Origin of the sequence: Streptomyces albidicamelliae, from assembly GCF_025642175.1 — a bacterium.
Taxonomy (GTDB): domain Bacteria; phylum Actinomycetota; class Actinomycetes; order Streptomycetales; family Streptomycetaceae; genus Streptomyces; species Streptomyces albidocamelliae.
This window is the reverse complement of record NZ_CP106795.1, coordinates 7315379-7329581: the sequence shown is the minus strand read 5'-3', so window position 1 is coordinate 7329581 and position 14203 is coordinate 7315379. Positions and strand designations below refer to the sequence as shown.

The window sequence follows — 14203 nt, the reverse complement described above, 5'->3', positions numbered from 1 at the left end:
GGCGGGGGTGCCCCGGCCGGCGCCGTCAGGCAACGAACGAGGGCCGAGGGCGACGGCGCCCTGCCCGGAGGGGCCCGGGACTGGACGGGCACCGGGGGCGAGGACGGTCCGGCGGAAGACACGGCGGCCGGCACTGGCACCACGGCCGAAGACACGGCCTTCAGCACGGGTGTCTCGGCCGAAGACACGGCGGTCGGCACAGGTGTCCCGGACGGAGACGCCGGGAGTGGGGAGCGGTGACGGTGGGCGTGGGTGGGCGGGTGCGTCGGACGTTGCGGGTCCGGTGGCGGGTGCTGGTCCGGCTCGGTGCCTGGTCGGTGCTGGAGGCGGGCCAGACCTTCGTCGTCGGTCTCGCGCTCGCGCGGGCGCTGGACTCCGGCTTCCTGGCCGGAAACGCGCGGGCCGGTCTGCTGTGGCTGGCGGCCGCCGCGCTCGCCGTGGCCGTCGGCGCGCACGGGACCGGGCGGGTGTACGGCGCGGTCGCCGCGCTGGTCGAGCCGGTGCGGGACCGGCTCGTCACGGCCGTGGTCGGACGCGGGGTCCGGGAGGCCGACCCGGGGGCGCTGTCCGGACTGACCCAGCAGGTGGAGATCGCCCGGGACGCCCTCGCCGGACTGGTGATGGTCTCCCGCTCGTTCCTCTTCACCTCCGCCGGCGCGCTGATCGGCCTGTTCTCCCTGGCCCCCCTGCTGCTCGCGGTCGTCCTGCCGCCGCTGCTGGCCGGCACGGCCCTGTTCGCGGTGACGCTCCGGCCGCTGGCCCGCCGTCAGGAGGCGTTCCTCGCCGCGGACGAGGCACTCGCCGGGGAGCTCGGCAGGGTCTGCCCCGGACTGCGGGACGTCACGGCGGCCGGTGCCGAGGCCCGCGTCGCCACCGACACCGGGCGGCTGATCGACGCGGAGCTGCGGGCCGCCGGCGCGCTGGCCCATTGGAGCGTGACCCGGGTGGCCGCCCTGGCCGTGGGCGGCCAGTCTCCCGTGGTGCTGCTGCTCGCCACGGCGCCCTGGCTGCTCGACCACGGTGTCACCCCGGGCGCGCTGGTCGGCGCGCTGGCCTACGTCACCCAGTCGCTGCTACCCGCCCTGCACAACCTCGTCCACGGGCTCGGCACCGGCGGCGCCCGCCTGACGGTCGTCCTGCGCCGCCTGACCGCACCGCGGACCCCCGCGCAGGGGCGCCCCTCCGGCTCCCCGACCGTGCGGAACCCGGCCGTACCCGACCCCGCCGAGCGGACGCCCGGCACCGCGGCGGTGCCGGCCCGGCGTACACCGGAGCCGGAGCCGGGGACCACCCGGCCGCACCGGCCACCGCGGACTCCCCGCGCGGTCACGGCCCCACCACGCCCGGACTTCTGCACACGAGCGCGGGCCGGCCGGCCCGGAGCCCGCGGGGAAGCCACCCGCGGCGCCGCGTCCCGGCGCCCCCGCCCTCGACCTGGATTCCGTCACCTTCGCCTACGGCCCCGCGAGTGAGCCCGTGCTCGACGGGTTCGGTCTCACCGTGCCGGTGGGCGGACATCTGGCCGTCGTCGGGCCGAGCGGGATAGGGAAGTCGACGCTCACGGGACTCGTCGCCGGGCTGCTCAGCCCGGTGCACGGCGGCATCCGCGTCCACGGGCACGCCGTACCGGGGCCCGAGGCGGCCGCGCTGCGGGTCCTCATCCCCCAGGAGGCGTACGTCCACGGCGGCACACTGGCCGAGAACCTCACCCTCTTCCGCCCCGGCCCGGTGCCCGTGGCGGAGCTGCTGGCGGCCGCCGACGCCCTCGGGCTGACCCCGCTGCTGCGGACGCTGGGCGGCCCCGGCGGCCGGATCGATCCGGCGGCGCTCTCGGCCGGGGAGCGGCAGCTGATCGCCCTGACCCGGGCCTACCTGGCCCCCGCCCCGCTGGCCCTGCTCGACGAGGCGACCTGCCATCTCGATCCGGCGGCGGAGGCACGCGCCGAGCGGGCGTTCGCCGAGCGGCCGGGCGGCACGCTGGTGGTCGTCGCCCACCGGATCAGTTCCGCCCGCCGGGCCGACCGGATCCTGGTCATGGACGGCGCGCACACGGCCACCGGCACGCACGAGGAGTTGCTGCGGGCCTCGGCCCTGTACCGGGACCTGGCCGGCGGCTGGAGCGTCCCGGCACCGCTCGCACGCTAGTCACACCCAGCCCTCACCCCTCGATATCCGGATCGCGTCGACGCGGTTGCGCGCGCCGGTCTTGCGGGTGATGGACGCCATGTAGTTGCGGACCGTGCCGTGGGAGAGGTGCAGGCTCCCGGCGATCTCCGCGATCGACGCGCCGCCGGCCGCCAGGGACAGCACGCTCAGCTCGCGCCTGGTCAGCGGCATCTGCGCGGCCTTGAGGAACCCGAATCCCAGCGAGGCGTCGACGAAACGTTCCCTCGATGCGACGCTCCGTATGGCGCGCACCAGCCGGTCGGGCGAGCCGGCCTTGTCGACGAAGCCGAGCGCCCCCGCCTCCGCCGCGCGTCTGAGCAGTCCGGGCCGGTACGCGTGCGCCAGCACCACCAGCGCCGGCGGTCTGCCCCCGGCGCCCGGCGGGCACAGGTCGCCGAGCGGCGGCACCCCGTGGCCGTCGGTACAGTCCAGGTCCGCCGCGCACACGTCCGGACATAACGACCGTAACCGCGAGGAGGCTCCGCGCCATGGCGTGTCGTCCACCGCGAGCCCGGGATCCCGTCGCAGCCACTCCGCGAGAACCGATCGCACCAGACTCGTGTCGTGCACCAGAAGCACCCGGATCACTGCTCCGCCCCCTCGGCTGGTCGCCATGCCTGCGTTCGTCCCGGCCGGCGCGGTTCGCTGCCGGCCGACTTCCTGTCGTCCGCGCCGTCGTACGCGCCCTCTTCCGCGCCGTCTTCCGCGCCCTCTTCCGCGCCGTCGACTTTCGGGCGCGGTGAGCGCGTGCCCATTCTTCGGCCCGATCATCCAGGGCGGGCGCGAAGATCCGGCCATCGGGGTGCGCGGGGGCGCACGGGGAGCGGGCGTGTGCCGCCACATGCATCGGCCGACCAGGCATGCGTCGGGGCGTTCGGGGTATGCAAAGGCACCCTTCGTGCGGGTCCGGGCCGTGATCCGGGGCCGGCTCGCCGTGCGCGGGACGCACCCACGAGGGAGTCTTGGTCCTTGGGTGCGACGCGCGGCCGTAGGAGGAGGTGGTCGGCGTGTCCGACGGGCCGGGGCCGGGACGCGCGGCGTCGGTCGGGCGGCCGGTGCTGTCGCTCGCGCTGGCCTCGCTGGTCGAGGAGGTGCAGGCGCACTCGGGCGCGGTGTACCTGCTCAGGCCCGACGAACCGGTCCTGGAGATGGCGGTGACCGCGGGCATGCCCCGGGCGTTCGCGGCGCCGTGGGAGCGGGTGGGGCTGAGCGCGCCGATCCCGGTCGCCGACGCGGTGCGGCACCGGCGGCTGGTGTGGGTGGCCGGCGAGGAGGAGATGGCCCGCCGCTATCCGCGGATCTCGGTGGTGCTGCCCTACCCCTTCGCGCTGGCCGCGCTTCCCCTGGCGACGGAGCGCGGGGTGTACGGCGCGGTGTTCGTGACCTGGCCCGGCGCGCATCCGCCGGAGCTGTCCGACCGCGAGCGCGAGAGCCTGTCGGCGGCCTGCGACCGGCTGGCGCTGCGGCTTCAGCGGGCCGCCGAGGAGAACCGGCCGGTCGGCCCCGAGGCCGACGTGATCGCGGCACCCGCACCGGGCATCGCCGGCACGCTGGGCTCGCTGGAGGCGGTCCGGATGGTGTCCAGGCTGCCGTACGGGCTGGTCTCCCTCGACCTGCACGGCCGGATCGGCTTCGTCAACGCGGCGGCGGCCGAGATGCTCGGCAGACCGGCCGCGGAACTGCTCGGCAGCAAACCCTGGGTGTCGGTGCCCTGGCTCAACGACCCGATGTACGAGGACCGCTACCGGGCGGCCCTGATCAGCCAGCAGGTGATGTCGTTCGTGGCGCTGCGCCCACCGGGCGAGTGGCTGTCGTTCCGCATGTATCCGAGCACGACCGGGCTGAGCGTGCGCATCAGCCGGGCACGGGCGGTGGCGGAACTGGTGCGCCGGGCACCGGAGACGGAGGCGCATCCGGCGCGGCTGGTGACGATCTCCCAGGTGCTGAGCCTGGCGGGTGCGCTGACCGAGGCGGTGGGCGTGCAGGACGTGGTGCAGCTGGTCTGGGACGAGGTGGCCCCGGCCGTCGGCAGCCGGGCGCTGGTGGTCCTCGGCTCGCAGGGCGGCCGGCTGCACGTGCTGGGGCATCGCGGGTACGCGGACGCGCACGTCGTGGAGCGGTTCAACGGGCTGCCGCTGAGCGAACGCACCCCGGGCACGCAGGCCCTGAACAGCGGGGTGCCCGCGTTCTTCGACTCGCGGGAGCATCTGGAACGGCTGTATCCCGGCCGGCACGAGACCCCGGACGGGTTCGCGGCCTGGGCGTACCTGCCGCTGATCGCGTCCGGCCGGCCGGTGGGAACCTGTGTCCTCGCCTACGCCGAACCGCACGCCTTCCCCGCCGACGAGCGGGCGGTCCTGACGTCCCTCGGGGGTCTGATCGCGCAGGCGCTGGAGCGGGCCCTGCTCTACGACGCCAAGACCCGGCTGGCGCACGGCCTCCAGCAGGCGCTGCTGCCGAGCACGCTGACGCCCCTGCCCGGGATCGAGGCGGCGGCCCGCTATCTGCCGGCCACCCACGGCATGGAGATCGGCGGCGACTTCTACGACCTGGTGCCGACCCGGCCGCTGGCGGCGGCGGTGATCGGGGACGTCCAGGGGCACAACGTGACCGCGGCGGGCCTGATGGGGCAGATCCGCACCGGGGTCCGCGCGTTCACCACGGTGGGGCAGGCGCCGCACGAGGTGATGAGCAGCACCAACCGGCTGCTCATCGACCTGGGTTCGGAGCTGTTCGCCAGTTGTCTCTATCTGCGGCTCGATCCGGAGCGCGGACGGGCCGTCATGGCGCGTGCGGGGCATCCGCCGCCGCTGCTGCGGCGGCCCGACGGGCGGGTCCGGGTGCTGGACCTGGCCGGCGGCCCGCTGCTGGGGATCGACGCGGCGGCGGTCTACCCGACGACCGAGGTGTCCCTGGCGCCCGGTTCGGTCCTCGTCCTCTACACCGACGGGCTGGTGGAGTCCCCGGGGATCGACATCGAGGACGCCCTGATCGAGCTCGGCGCGCTGCTCTCCGAGATCGGTGACCAGCCGCTGGAGACCCTGGCGGACGAAATCCTCCGGCACAGCGCGGCTGCCCGGGAACGCCTGGACGACGTGGCGGTGCTGCTGCTGCGGGCCCGCGGCGACGACTGACGCCGCCGTGACCACGGCCGGTTCACGGTGGTCCACAACCGTGTCACGCCCGCGCCGGCCGGGCCGCCGCGGGCGTCAGGGTCCGGCCCTCCCGCCGGAGGGCCGGGCCGGCCCCTGCCCGCCGGAACCGCGACGAGGTGGGCAGGGGGTCCGGGTAAGACCGGTCAGTGCGTGTCGGTCTGCGACGAACCGTCGTCCGCGGCGCCGCTGCCGGACTGGTCGCCCGCCGCGCCGGACGGGTCCGCGCCGCCGCCGATCTGGTCGCCGCCGGCGCCGGATCCGTCACCGGCGCCCGCCTGCTCGCCCGCGCCGGACTGGTCGCCCGCACCGGCCTGGCCGCCCGCCGAGGCCGACGGGTCGGCGGCGCCGGACTGGTCACCGGCACCCGCCTGGTCACCGGCGCCGGCCTGATCGCCCGCACCGGCCTGGTCACCGGCGCCGGCCTGGTCGCCCGCGCCGGCCTGGTCGCCCGCGCCCGCGCCGCCGTCGCCGAGGGTCGCGCCGGTGGCCTGGAGCGCGGCGGTGACCGGCTGGAAGAAGGTCTCGCCGCCGCTGGTGCAGTCGCCGCTGCCGCCTGAGGTGAGGCCGACGGCGCCGCCGTCCTGGGTGAACAGGGAGCCGCCGCTGTCGCCCGCCTCGGCGCAGACGTCGGTCTGGATCAGGCCGGTGACGGTGTCGACGCCGCCCGGGTCGGTCTCGCTCTGGAAGTTGACGGTGGCGTCGAGGCCGGTGACCTTGCCGTCGTGCAGTCCGGTGGTGGACCCCATCCGGAACACGGCCTGGCCGACGGTGGCGTCGGCGGCCTGCTTGATCTGCACGGTCTGGCCGTTGCCGACGTTGACCTCGCTCGGCGCCTGTGTGTTCGGGTCGTTGTACTTGACCAGCGAGAAGTCACCGTTGCCGGGGAAGGTCGCCTGGTCGACGGTGGCGATGGGCTGCCCGTTCTGGGAGTCGGACCAGTCCTTGGCGGCGACCCCGCAGTGACCGGCCGTCAGGAAGGCCGGGCTGCCGTCGGAGGCGGTGACGTTGAAGCCGAGGGAGCAGCGGACGTTGCCGCCCTGCACCTGGGAGAAGATCGCGTCGCCACCCGAGACGAAGGTCTTGAAGCTGCCGGCGGACTTCTTCAGGGTGGCCATGTCGGCGCCGAGGCCGCGTACGGTCGACTGCAGTCTGTCCCACTTGGCGCCGGTGACGGTGGAGTCGGCGGTGACGAGGACCTTGTCGGTGCGCGGGTCGACCGCCCAGGAGGTGCCCGGGATGGTGGCCCTGGTCTTCAGCGTCTTCGCGGCCTGCCGGAGTTCGCCGAGGCTGTTGTCCACCTCGCGGACGACGGCGCCGGCCTTCTTCGCCTGGACGATCACGTTGTCGTCGCCGTCGACCACGTTGACGACGAGCTGCTGCTTGCCGCCGTCGTAGTACGAGCCGGCGAAGGCGTCGCCGAGGATCTTCTGCAGCTGACCGGCGAGGTTCGAGGCGTCCGCTGACTTGAGGGTCTTCGCACCGGTGGCGCCCGACGCCGCGTTCTGGCCGTTCCGGTCCTGCGACGCGTTGGCGTTGGGCAGCAGGAGGGCCGCCGCTCCGAGCGCCGCGACACCGCCCACCGCTATCGCGACCTTGCGCTTGGGCATTCGCCTGTGACTCAAACTTCTCGACCTCCTGAGACGGGGGGGGCTGCCTGTGAGGGGCAGTTCGTTCCGGGGCGCCTGGATGGCCGTTTGTACGCACCGGCCGTGCGGTGTGTTCAATTCCGTTTCTCAACGGCCGCCGTTCGGCGGGGAATCGGCCACCGTCCGCGTGGCGGGGAAGGCGGCCGGGAACGATCCGCCGTATGACGATGACCCCCGCCGAAGGCGACAAGATCCTCTCCGCCAACTTCGCCCCCTGGGTGCTCGATCTGGGGCTGACCGTGGAGGAGGTGGGCGAGGACCGGGCCGTCCTGCGTCTGCCCTGGTCCGAGCGGCTGGCCCGGGAGGGCGGCGGGCTGTCGGGGCAGGCGCTGATGGCGGCCGCGGACACGGCGACGGTGATCGCCGTGTCGGCCGCGCGGGGCGGCTTCGTGCCGATGACGACGGTTCAGCAGTCCACGTCGTTCCAGCGGGCGGTGACCGGTGCGGATGTCCTGATCGAGGCGGTGCTGACGAAGCTGGGCCGGCGGATGGCCTTCGCCGACATCACGCTGAGCGACGCGGAGTCGGGCGCGCTGGCGGCCCGGGCGAGCACGGTCTACGCGATCCTGGCCTGACACGCTCGGCTACCGGGCGGTAACGGTGTGTCCCGGAGACGGAGCGGAATCCCGGCTTCAGGGAATCTACACATTGAATGCTCAACCAAGTCACCGCCGTCGGCTTATCTGCACATCCGCACGCCCCCTCGCACGCCTTTGGCGCGGAGTGCCGGATTCGCCGCCCGGTGGGCAAGGGGTGGAGCGGCGGCGAAGTCGTGCCGCATGTGAAGGAGTCGCCGACAAGCCGTGCGCGCACCTGCACGGTTGAGGCCGTTCCCGAGCCAAGTGCCCAGGTGAGAGCACTGGTTGATTGGAAGCGCGCCCGCCGTGCGTGCTTTGATCCATCGCACCGCAGGGTCGCCGGGGCCTTGAGGAACCCGGGGCCCGGTTCCCTGCGGTCGCGGCCGTCCGTCTGTCCCCAGAGGGGCCGCTCTCCCCCTTGTGAAATATCCATACGAAGGGAAGTTCCATCATGAACTCCACCCCCCAGGTTGAGACCGTCGAGATCTCGGACGCCGAGCTGGACAACGTTTCCGGCGGTCTGTCCGTGAACGCCCTGAACACCGTGACCGGTGCCGTCAACGGCCTCGCCCCGGTTTCCGGCCTGGTCGACACGGCCGTCGGCACCGTCGAGGGTGTCACCGGCCTGAACGTGGCCCCGGTTTCCGGCCTGGTCGCCGGTCTCTGATCGCACCTCGGTGTGTCACCGCTGGTCCCGGAGCCGTCCCTCGGCTCCGGGGCTCTCGGGTGCCCGAGGGCGGCTGCCGTCCGCGGCAGCGCCCCCTTGTGTCGTGACGATGTCTCTCCTCGGGTGAGGGAAGTTCCGTGCAGTTCCGCCAACAGGCCCTCGCCAAGCTCCAGTCGCCGGAGGAGCTGGACCTTCCGGTGCGGCTCGCCCGCCCGCAGGGCTGGCTCGCGCTCGGCGTCACCGTCGTCGTGATGGCGGCGGCCTCCGTCTGGGCGGTGACCGGCTCGGTCACCTCCACGGTGAGCGCGCAGGCCGTCCTCACCCACGGGCAGGGCAGCTATGTGCTGCAGAGCCCGGTCGGCGGCCAGGTGACGGGCGTCCTCGCCGAACAGGGCCAGCGCCTCCCGGCGAACGCCCCTGTCCTCAAGGTCCGTACCGCGCAGGGCACTTCGATCGTCCGCACGGTCGCCGCGGGCCGTGTCACCACGCTCGCCGCCACCATCGGGCAGATCATCCGGACCGGCACCGACGTCGCCGCGGTCGAGAAGGTGGCCCACGCCTCCGACCCGCTGTACGCGACCGTGTACGTACCCGCCGAGAACGCGGCGGCCATTCCCGCCCACGCCTCCGTCGACCTCACCGTGTCCTCGGTGCCGAGCGAGCGGTACGGCGTGCTGCGCGGCCGGGTGAAGTCGGTGGACCGCACCGCGCAGTCCGCACAGTCGATCTCCGCGTTCCTCGGCGACACCCAGCTCGGCGAGCAGTTCACCCGCAAGGGGCGCCCGGTGGCCGTCCTGGTCGCACTGGAGCGGTCCGGGAGCGCCAGGAGCGGCTACCGCTGGTCCACCGCCGGCGGGCCGCCGTACCGGCTCGACTCGATGACCCTCGCCTCCGCCTCGGTCAGGCTGACCGACCAGCGGCCCGTCGATTGGCTGCTCCCGTGACCACCACGCAGGAATCCCGCGGCCGCAGACGCGCCGCCCCCGCCAAGCGGCCGGTCCCCAAGTCCCGTACCGGCACGGTGCGTACCCCGACCGTGCTCCAGATGGAGGCCGTCGAGTGCGGCGCCGCCTCCCTCGCCATGGTCCTCGGCCACTACGGCCGGCACGTCCCGCTGGAGGAGCTGCGCATCGCCTGCGGTGTCTCGCGGGACGGCTCGCGCGCCAGCAATCTGCTGAAGGCGGCCCGCAGTTACGGCCTGACGGCCAAGGGCATGCAGATGGACCTGGCCGCTCTCGCCGAGGTGCGCTCCCCGGCCATCCTCTTCTGGGAGTTCAACCACTACGTCGTCTACGACGGGATCGGCCGCCGCTTCGGCCGGCGCGGTGTCTTCGTCAACGACCCCGCCAAGGGCCGCCGTTTCGTGCCCCTGGAGGAGTTCGACGGCAGTTTCACCGGTGTCGTGCTGGTGCTGGAGCCCGGTGAGGGCTTCACCAGGGGCGGGCGCAGGCCCGGTGTCCTCGGCGCGATGCCGGCGCGGCTGCGCGGTACGGCGGGCACCCTGCCCGCCGCCGTGCTGGCCAGCCTCCTGCTCGTCGCCGTCGGCGCGGCCGTGCCCGCGCTCAGCCGCACCTACATCGACATGTTCCTCATCGGCGGCCAGACCTCGCTGCTGGGCGTGCTGTTCACCTCGATGGCCACCTGTGTGCTGCTGACCCTGGTGCTGACCTGGCTCCAGCAGGCCAATCTGCTGCACGGCCGGATCATCTCCTCCACCCTGTCCAGCGCCCGGTTCCTGCGCCACCTGCTGCGCCTGCCGGTGACGTTCTTCGCCCAGCGCTCCCCCGCCGACCTGGTGCAACGGCTGCAGTCCAACGACCAGGTGGCGGAGACCCTGGCCCGCGACCTCGCGGCGGCCGGGGTGGACGCGGTCGTGGTCGTGCTCTACGCCGTGCTGCTGTACACGTACGACCCGCAGCTGACCTTCGTCGGCATCGGCGTGGCGCTGCTGAACCTGGTGGCCATGCGGCTGGTCGTACGGCTGCGCGCGACCCGCACGGCGAAACTGCGGGCGGACACGGCGCGGCTCACCAACACCTCGTACACCGGGCTGCAGCTGATCGAGACGATGAAGGCGACCGGTGGCGAGGACGGCTACTTCCGCAAGTGGGCCGGGCAGCACGCCACCACCCTGGAGGAACAGCAGCGGCTCGGTGTGCCGAGCGCCTGGCTCGGAGTGGTCGCCCCGACCCTCGCCACCGTCAACAGCGCCCTGATCCTGTGGATCGGCGGGATGCGGGCCGTCGAGGGCCATATATCGGTCGGTCTGCTGGTCGCCTTCCAGGCGCTGGTCGTCCGCTTCACCGCGCCGCTCACCCGGCTCAACGGCGTGGCGGGCCGCATCCAGGACTTCGCGGCCGACGTGGCCCGGCTGAAGGACGTCGAGAACTTCCAGGCCGACCCGCTCTACGACCGCCCCGGCACGGGCGACTCCACGCGCCGGCTGCACGGGCACGTCGAGCTGGAGAACGTGACCTTCGGCTACAGCCCGCTGGACCAGCCGCTGCTGACCGGCTTCGACCTGACCGTCGGACCCGGCCGGCAGGTGGCCCTCGTCGGCGGCTCGGGCAGTGGCAAGTCCACGGTGTCCCGGCTGATCTCGGGCCTGTACGCGCCGTGGGACGGGGTGATCCGGATCGACGGCCGCCGGCTGGAGGACATCCCGCGCGGCGCGCTCGCCTCCTCCGTGTCCTTCGTCGACCAGGACGTGTTCCTCTTCGAGGGCTCGGTCCGCGACAACGTGGCTCTGTGGGACCCGTCGATCCCCGACGAGGCCGTGGTGGAGGCGCTGAAGGACGCGGCCCTGTACGACGTGGTGACGCGCCGTCCCGGCGGCATCCGCAGCAGGGTCGAGCAGGACGGCCGGAACTTCTCCGGCGGCCAGCGCCAGCGGCTGGAGATCGCCCGGGCGCTGGTGCGCCGGCCCAGCATCCTCGTGCTGGACGAGGTGACCAGCGCGCTGGACGCGGAGACCGAGCTGATCGTGATGGACAACCTGCGCCGGCGCGGCTGCGCCTGCGTGGTGATCGCCCACCGGCTGAGCACCGTCCGCGACAGCGACGAGATCGTCGTGCTCCAGCACGGCACGGTCGTCGAACGCGGGCGGCACGAGGAACTGGTGGCACACGGCGGCGCGTACGCGGCGCTGGTCAGGGAGCGTTGAGATGACGACCGTTCAGGAGGGCTACGACGGCGACCTGGTGCTCGGGGCGCTCGGCGCGCTCGGCACCCGGTCGGACTGCGCGGGCCTGACCCGGGTGGACCTGGAGGGCCCGCAGGTCCTGTGGCTGGTCGCGGCCGGCGCCCTGGACCTGTTCGCGGTGGACGCGGCCGAGCAGGGCCACTGGCACCACCTGGGCCGGCTGGAGGCGGGCGCGCTGCTGCTCGGCCCGGTCGCCGGCCCCCAGCACACCCTGGTGGCCCGCCCGGTCCGCGACTGCGTCCTGCACCGCGTCAACCTGCGCGAGCTGTACCAGCCCGCGCACACCCAGACCTGGTCGTACGACGAGTACGGCAACCCGCAGTACGTCCCGCCGACGTCGAGCCCGCTCGAGTACGCGCTCGCCCTCGGTGTCGGCCGCGGACTGTCCGTCCTGTTCCAGGCACCCATGGCCGAGGAGCGGACCGCGGCGCCCGCCGACGACGACGTCTTCTGGATGCAGGTGCCGCCGGGCAGTGTGCAGTACGGCTCGCTGTACGGCGCGGAGGCCGCCGCCGATCTGCTGATGGACCCGGCGCTGTGGCAGAGCATGGTCGACCAGCAGTACCGGCTGCTGACCGCGCTCGACCGGTGGATCGAACAGCTGGAGCGCACCCACGAGACCCGTACGGCCGCCGGTATCAAGGCCGGTGAGGCGGTGCGGGCCCAGGCCGACCGGACCCTGCTGGCCTCCATCGGCAAACGCTCGGCCCGCCGGACGACGGCCGCCGACGCGGACGCCTCGTACGCGGCCTGCCGGCTCGTCGCCGAGGCGGCCGGGATCGAGCTGGCCGAGCCCGCGCAGAGCGGCACCGAGAGCGACCGCCTCGATCCGGTGGAACGGGTGGCGCTGGCCTCCCGGGTGCGCACCCGGGCGGTCCGTCTGGACGGGCGCTGGTGGCGGGAGAACGTGGGCCCGCTGGTCGGGCACCGGGCGCTGTCCGGGGCGCCGGTGGCGCTGCTGTGGCGGCGTGGCGGCTATGTGGCCGTACAGCCGGCGACGGGACGCGAGACACCGATCGAGAAGGCCAACGCGGAGGAGTTCGAACCGCGCGCGGTGATGTTCTACCGGCCGCTGCCCGACAAGCGGCTCGGGGCGCTGGGGCTGCTGCGGTTCAGCCTGCGCGGCACTCGCGGGGACCTGCTGCACCTGCTGCTCGCGGGGCTGGTGACGGTGGCGATCGGCGCGCTGGTGCCGGTGGCCACGGGCAAGGTGCTCGGCGAGTACGTGCCCCGGGCGCAGACCGGCCTGATCGTCCAGGTGTGCCTGGCGGTGATGGTGAGCGGGCTGGTCGCGGCGGCGTTCACCCTGCTGGAGAACCTGTCCATCCTGCGACTGGAGGGCCGGATCGAGGCGGCGCTCCAGCCGGCCGTCTGGGACCGGCTGCTCCGGCTGCCCACCCGGTTCTTCACCGAGCGCTCGACCGGCGAACTGGCGAGCGCGGCGATGGGCATCAGCGCCGTCCGCCGGCTGCTGGCGGGGGTCGGCCCGGTGGTCGCGCAGTCGGTCACGATCGGCGCGATGAACCTCGGCCTGCTGTTCTGGTACAGCGTGCCGATGGCGATGGCGGCGATCGGCATGCTCGTCGTCATCGCGGCCGTGTTCCTGGGACTCGGGCTGTGGCAGGTGCGCTGGCAGCGGCGGCTCGTGGTGCTCGGCAACAAGCTGAACAACCAGGCGTTCCAGACCCTGCGCGGGCTGCCGAAGCTGCGGGTGGCGGCGGCCGAGAACTACGCGTACGCGGCCTGGGCCCGGGAGTTCGCGCGCAGCCGCGAGCTCCAGCAGAAGGTCGGCCGGATCAAGAACCTCACCACGGTGCTGGGCGCGGTCTACCTGCCGGTGTGCACCCTGCTGATGTTCATGCTGCTGGCGGGTCCGGCGCGGGGCGCGATGTCGGCGGCGGACTTCCTGACCTTCAACACGTCGGTGACCATGGTGCTGACGGCGGTGACCCAGCTGACCGGGTCGTTCGTCTCGGCGGTGGCCGCGTTGCCGCTCTTCGAGGAGATCAGGCCGGTCCTGGACGCCACGCCCGAGGTACGCAGGGCCAGCACCCGCCCCGGCCCGCTGTCGGGCGCGCTGGAGGCCCGCAGGCTGTCGTTCCGCTACGACGACGACGGCCCGCTCGTCCTCGACGACGTGTCCTTCGCGGTCCGGCCGGGCGAGTTCGTGGCGATCGTCGGCCCGAGCGGCTGCGGCAAGTCCACCCTGCTGAGGCTGCTGATCGGCTTCGACAGGCCGGTGTCCGGGAGCGTCCTGTACGACGGCCAGGATCTCGCGGCCCTGGACCAGTCGGCGGTGCGTCGCCAGTGCGGGGTCGTCCTCCAGCACGCGCAGCCGTTCACCGGCTCCATCCTGGACGTCATCTGCGGCGCCGAGCCGTACACGCCGGAGGAGGCGATGGCGGCGGCCGAGATGGCGGGGCTCGCGGAGGACATCAAGCGGATGCCGATGGGCCTGCACACGATCGTCGCGGGCAACGGCGCGATCTCCGGCGGGCAGCGCCAGCGGCTGATGATCGCCCAGGCCCTCGTCCGGCGCCCGCGGCTGCTCTTCTTCGACGAGGCCACCAGCGCCCTCGACAACGACACCCAGCGCATCGTCATCGACAGCACCCGCAAGCTGAACGCCACCCGTGTCGTCATCGCCCACCGGCTGTCCACGGTGCTGGACGCCGACCGGGTGATCGTGATGGAGGACGGCAAGGTGGTCCAGCACGGCAGCCCGGCCGAACTGCTCGCGGACACCGCCGGCCGCCTCCACGAACTGGTGCGCCGCCAGATGGCCTAGG

At 73.6% G+C, this 14203-nt stretch carries 8 protein-coding genes and 1 pseudogene; 7 read left to right on the top strand and 2 right to left on the bottom strand.

Translation table 11 applies throughout. The features are described 5' to 3' along the window. Positions 1-293: 293 nt before the first annotated feature. Positions 294-2121: pseudogene (locus tag N8I86_RS33225) on the top strand (ATP-binding cassette domain-containing protein); the annotation flags it as partial. A gap of 24 nt (positions 2122-2145) precedes the next feature. On the opposite strand, the gene N8I86_RS33220 reads toward N8I86_RS33225, so the two are convergent. Next, on the bottom strand, positions 2146-2754 hold the full coding sequence (locus N8I86_RS33220) for a response regulator transcription factor (RefSeq protein WP_073890944.1): 609 nt from the start codon (positions 2752-2754) through the stop codon (positions 2146-2148). Positions 2755-3164: 410 nt separating this feature from the next. On the opposite strand from N8I86_RS33220, the gene N8I86_RS33215 reads away from it, so the two are divergent. Next, positions 3165-5300: a SpoIIE family protein phosphatase gene (locus N8I86_RS33215; RefSeq protein ID WP_263279457.1), complete on the top strand. Its 2136-nt coding sequence runs from the start codon at positions 3165-3167 to the stop codon at positions 5298-5300. A 164-nt stretch (positions 5301-5464) separates the two neighbouring features. On the opposite strand, the gene N8I86_RS33210 is transcribed toward N8I86_RS33215, so the two are convergent. Then, positions 5465-6928, bottom strand: coding sequence for a S1 family peptidase (locus N8I86_RS33210; RefSeq protein ID WP_263279456.1), 1464 nt, complete (start codon positions 6926-6928; stop codon positions 5465-5467). 200 nt (positions 6929-7128) lie between these two features. Here N8I86_RS33210 and N8I86_RS33205 point away from each other — a divergent pair, with 200 nt between their 5' ends. The 5 genes from N8I86_RS33205 (at position 7129) to N8I86_RS33185 (ending at position 14202) form a co-directional block, all read left to right on the top strand. Beyond that, on the top strand, positions 7129-7542 hold the full coding sequence (locus tag N8I86_RS33205; RefSeq protein WP_073890946.1) for a PaaI family thioesterase: 414 nt from the start codon (positions 7129-7131) through the stop codon (positions 7540-7542). Between the two features lie 454 nt (positions 7543-7996). Beyond that, positions 7997-8212, top strand: coding sequence for a hypothetical protein (locus N8I86_RS33200; RefSeq protein ID WP_073890947.1), 216 nt, complete (start codon positions 7997-7999; stop codon positions 8210-8212). Positions 8213-8349: 137 nt separating this feature from the next. Then, positions 8350-9156: an HlyD family efflux transporter periplasmic adaptor subunit gene (locus N8I86_RS33195; RefSeq protein ID WP_263279455.1), complete on the top strand. Its 807-nt coding sequence runs from the start codon at positions 8350-8352 to the stop codon at positions 9154-9156. Then, positions 9153-11375: an NHLP family bacteriocin export ABC transporter peptidase/permease/ATPase subunit gene (locus tag N8I86_RS33190; RefSeq protein WP_263279454.1), complete on the top strand. Its 2223-nt coding sequence runs from the start codon at positions 9153-9155 to the stop codon at positions 11373-11375. Before N8I86_RS33195 ends, N8I86_RS33190 begins: the two co-directional genes overlap by 4 nt. Before the next feature lies 1 nt (position 11376). Further along, positions 11377-14202, top strand: a complete 2826-nt coding sequence (locus N8I86_RS33185) for an NHLP bacteriocin export ABC transporter permease/ATPase subunit (protein WP_263279453.1) — start codon at positions 11377-11379, stop codon at positions 14200-14202. Position 14203 lies beyond the last annotated feature (1 nt).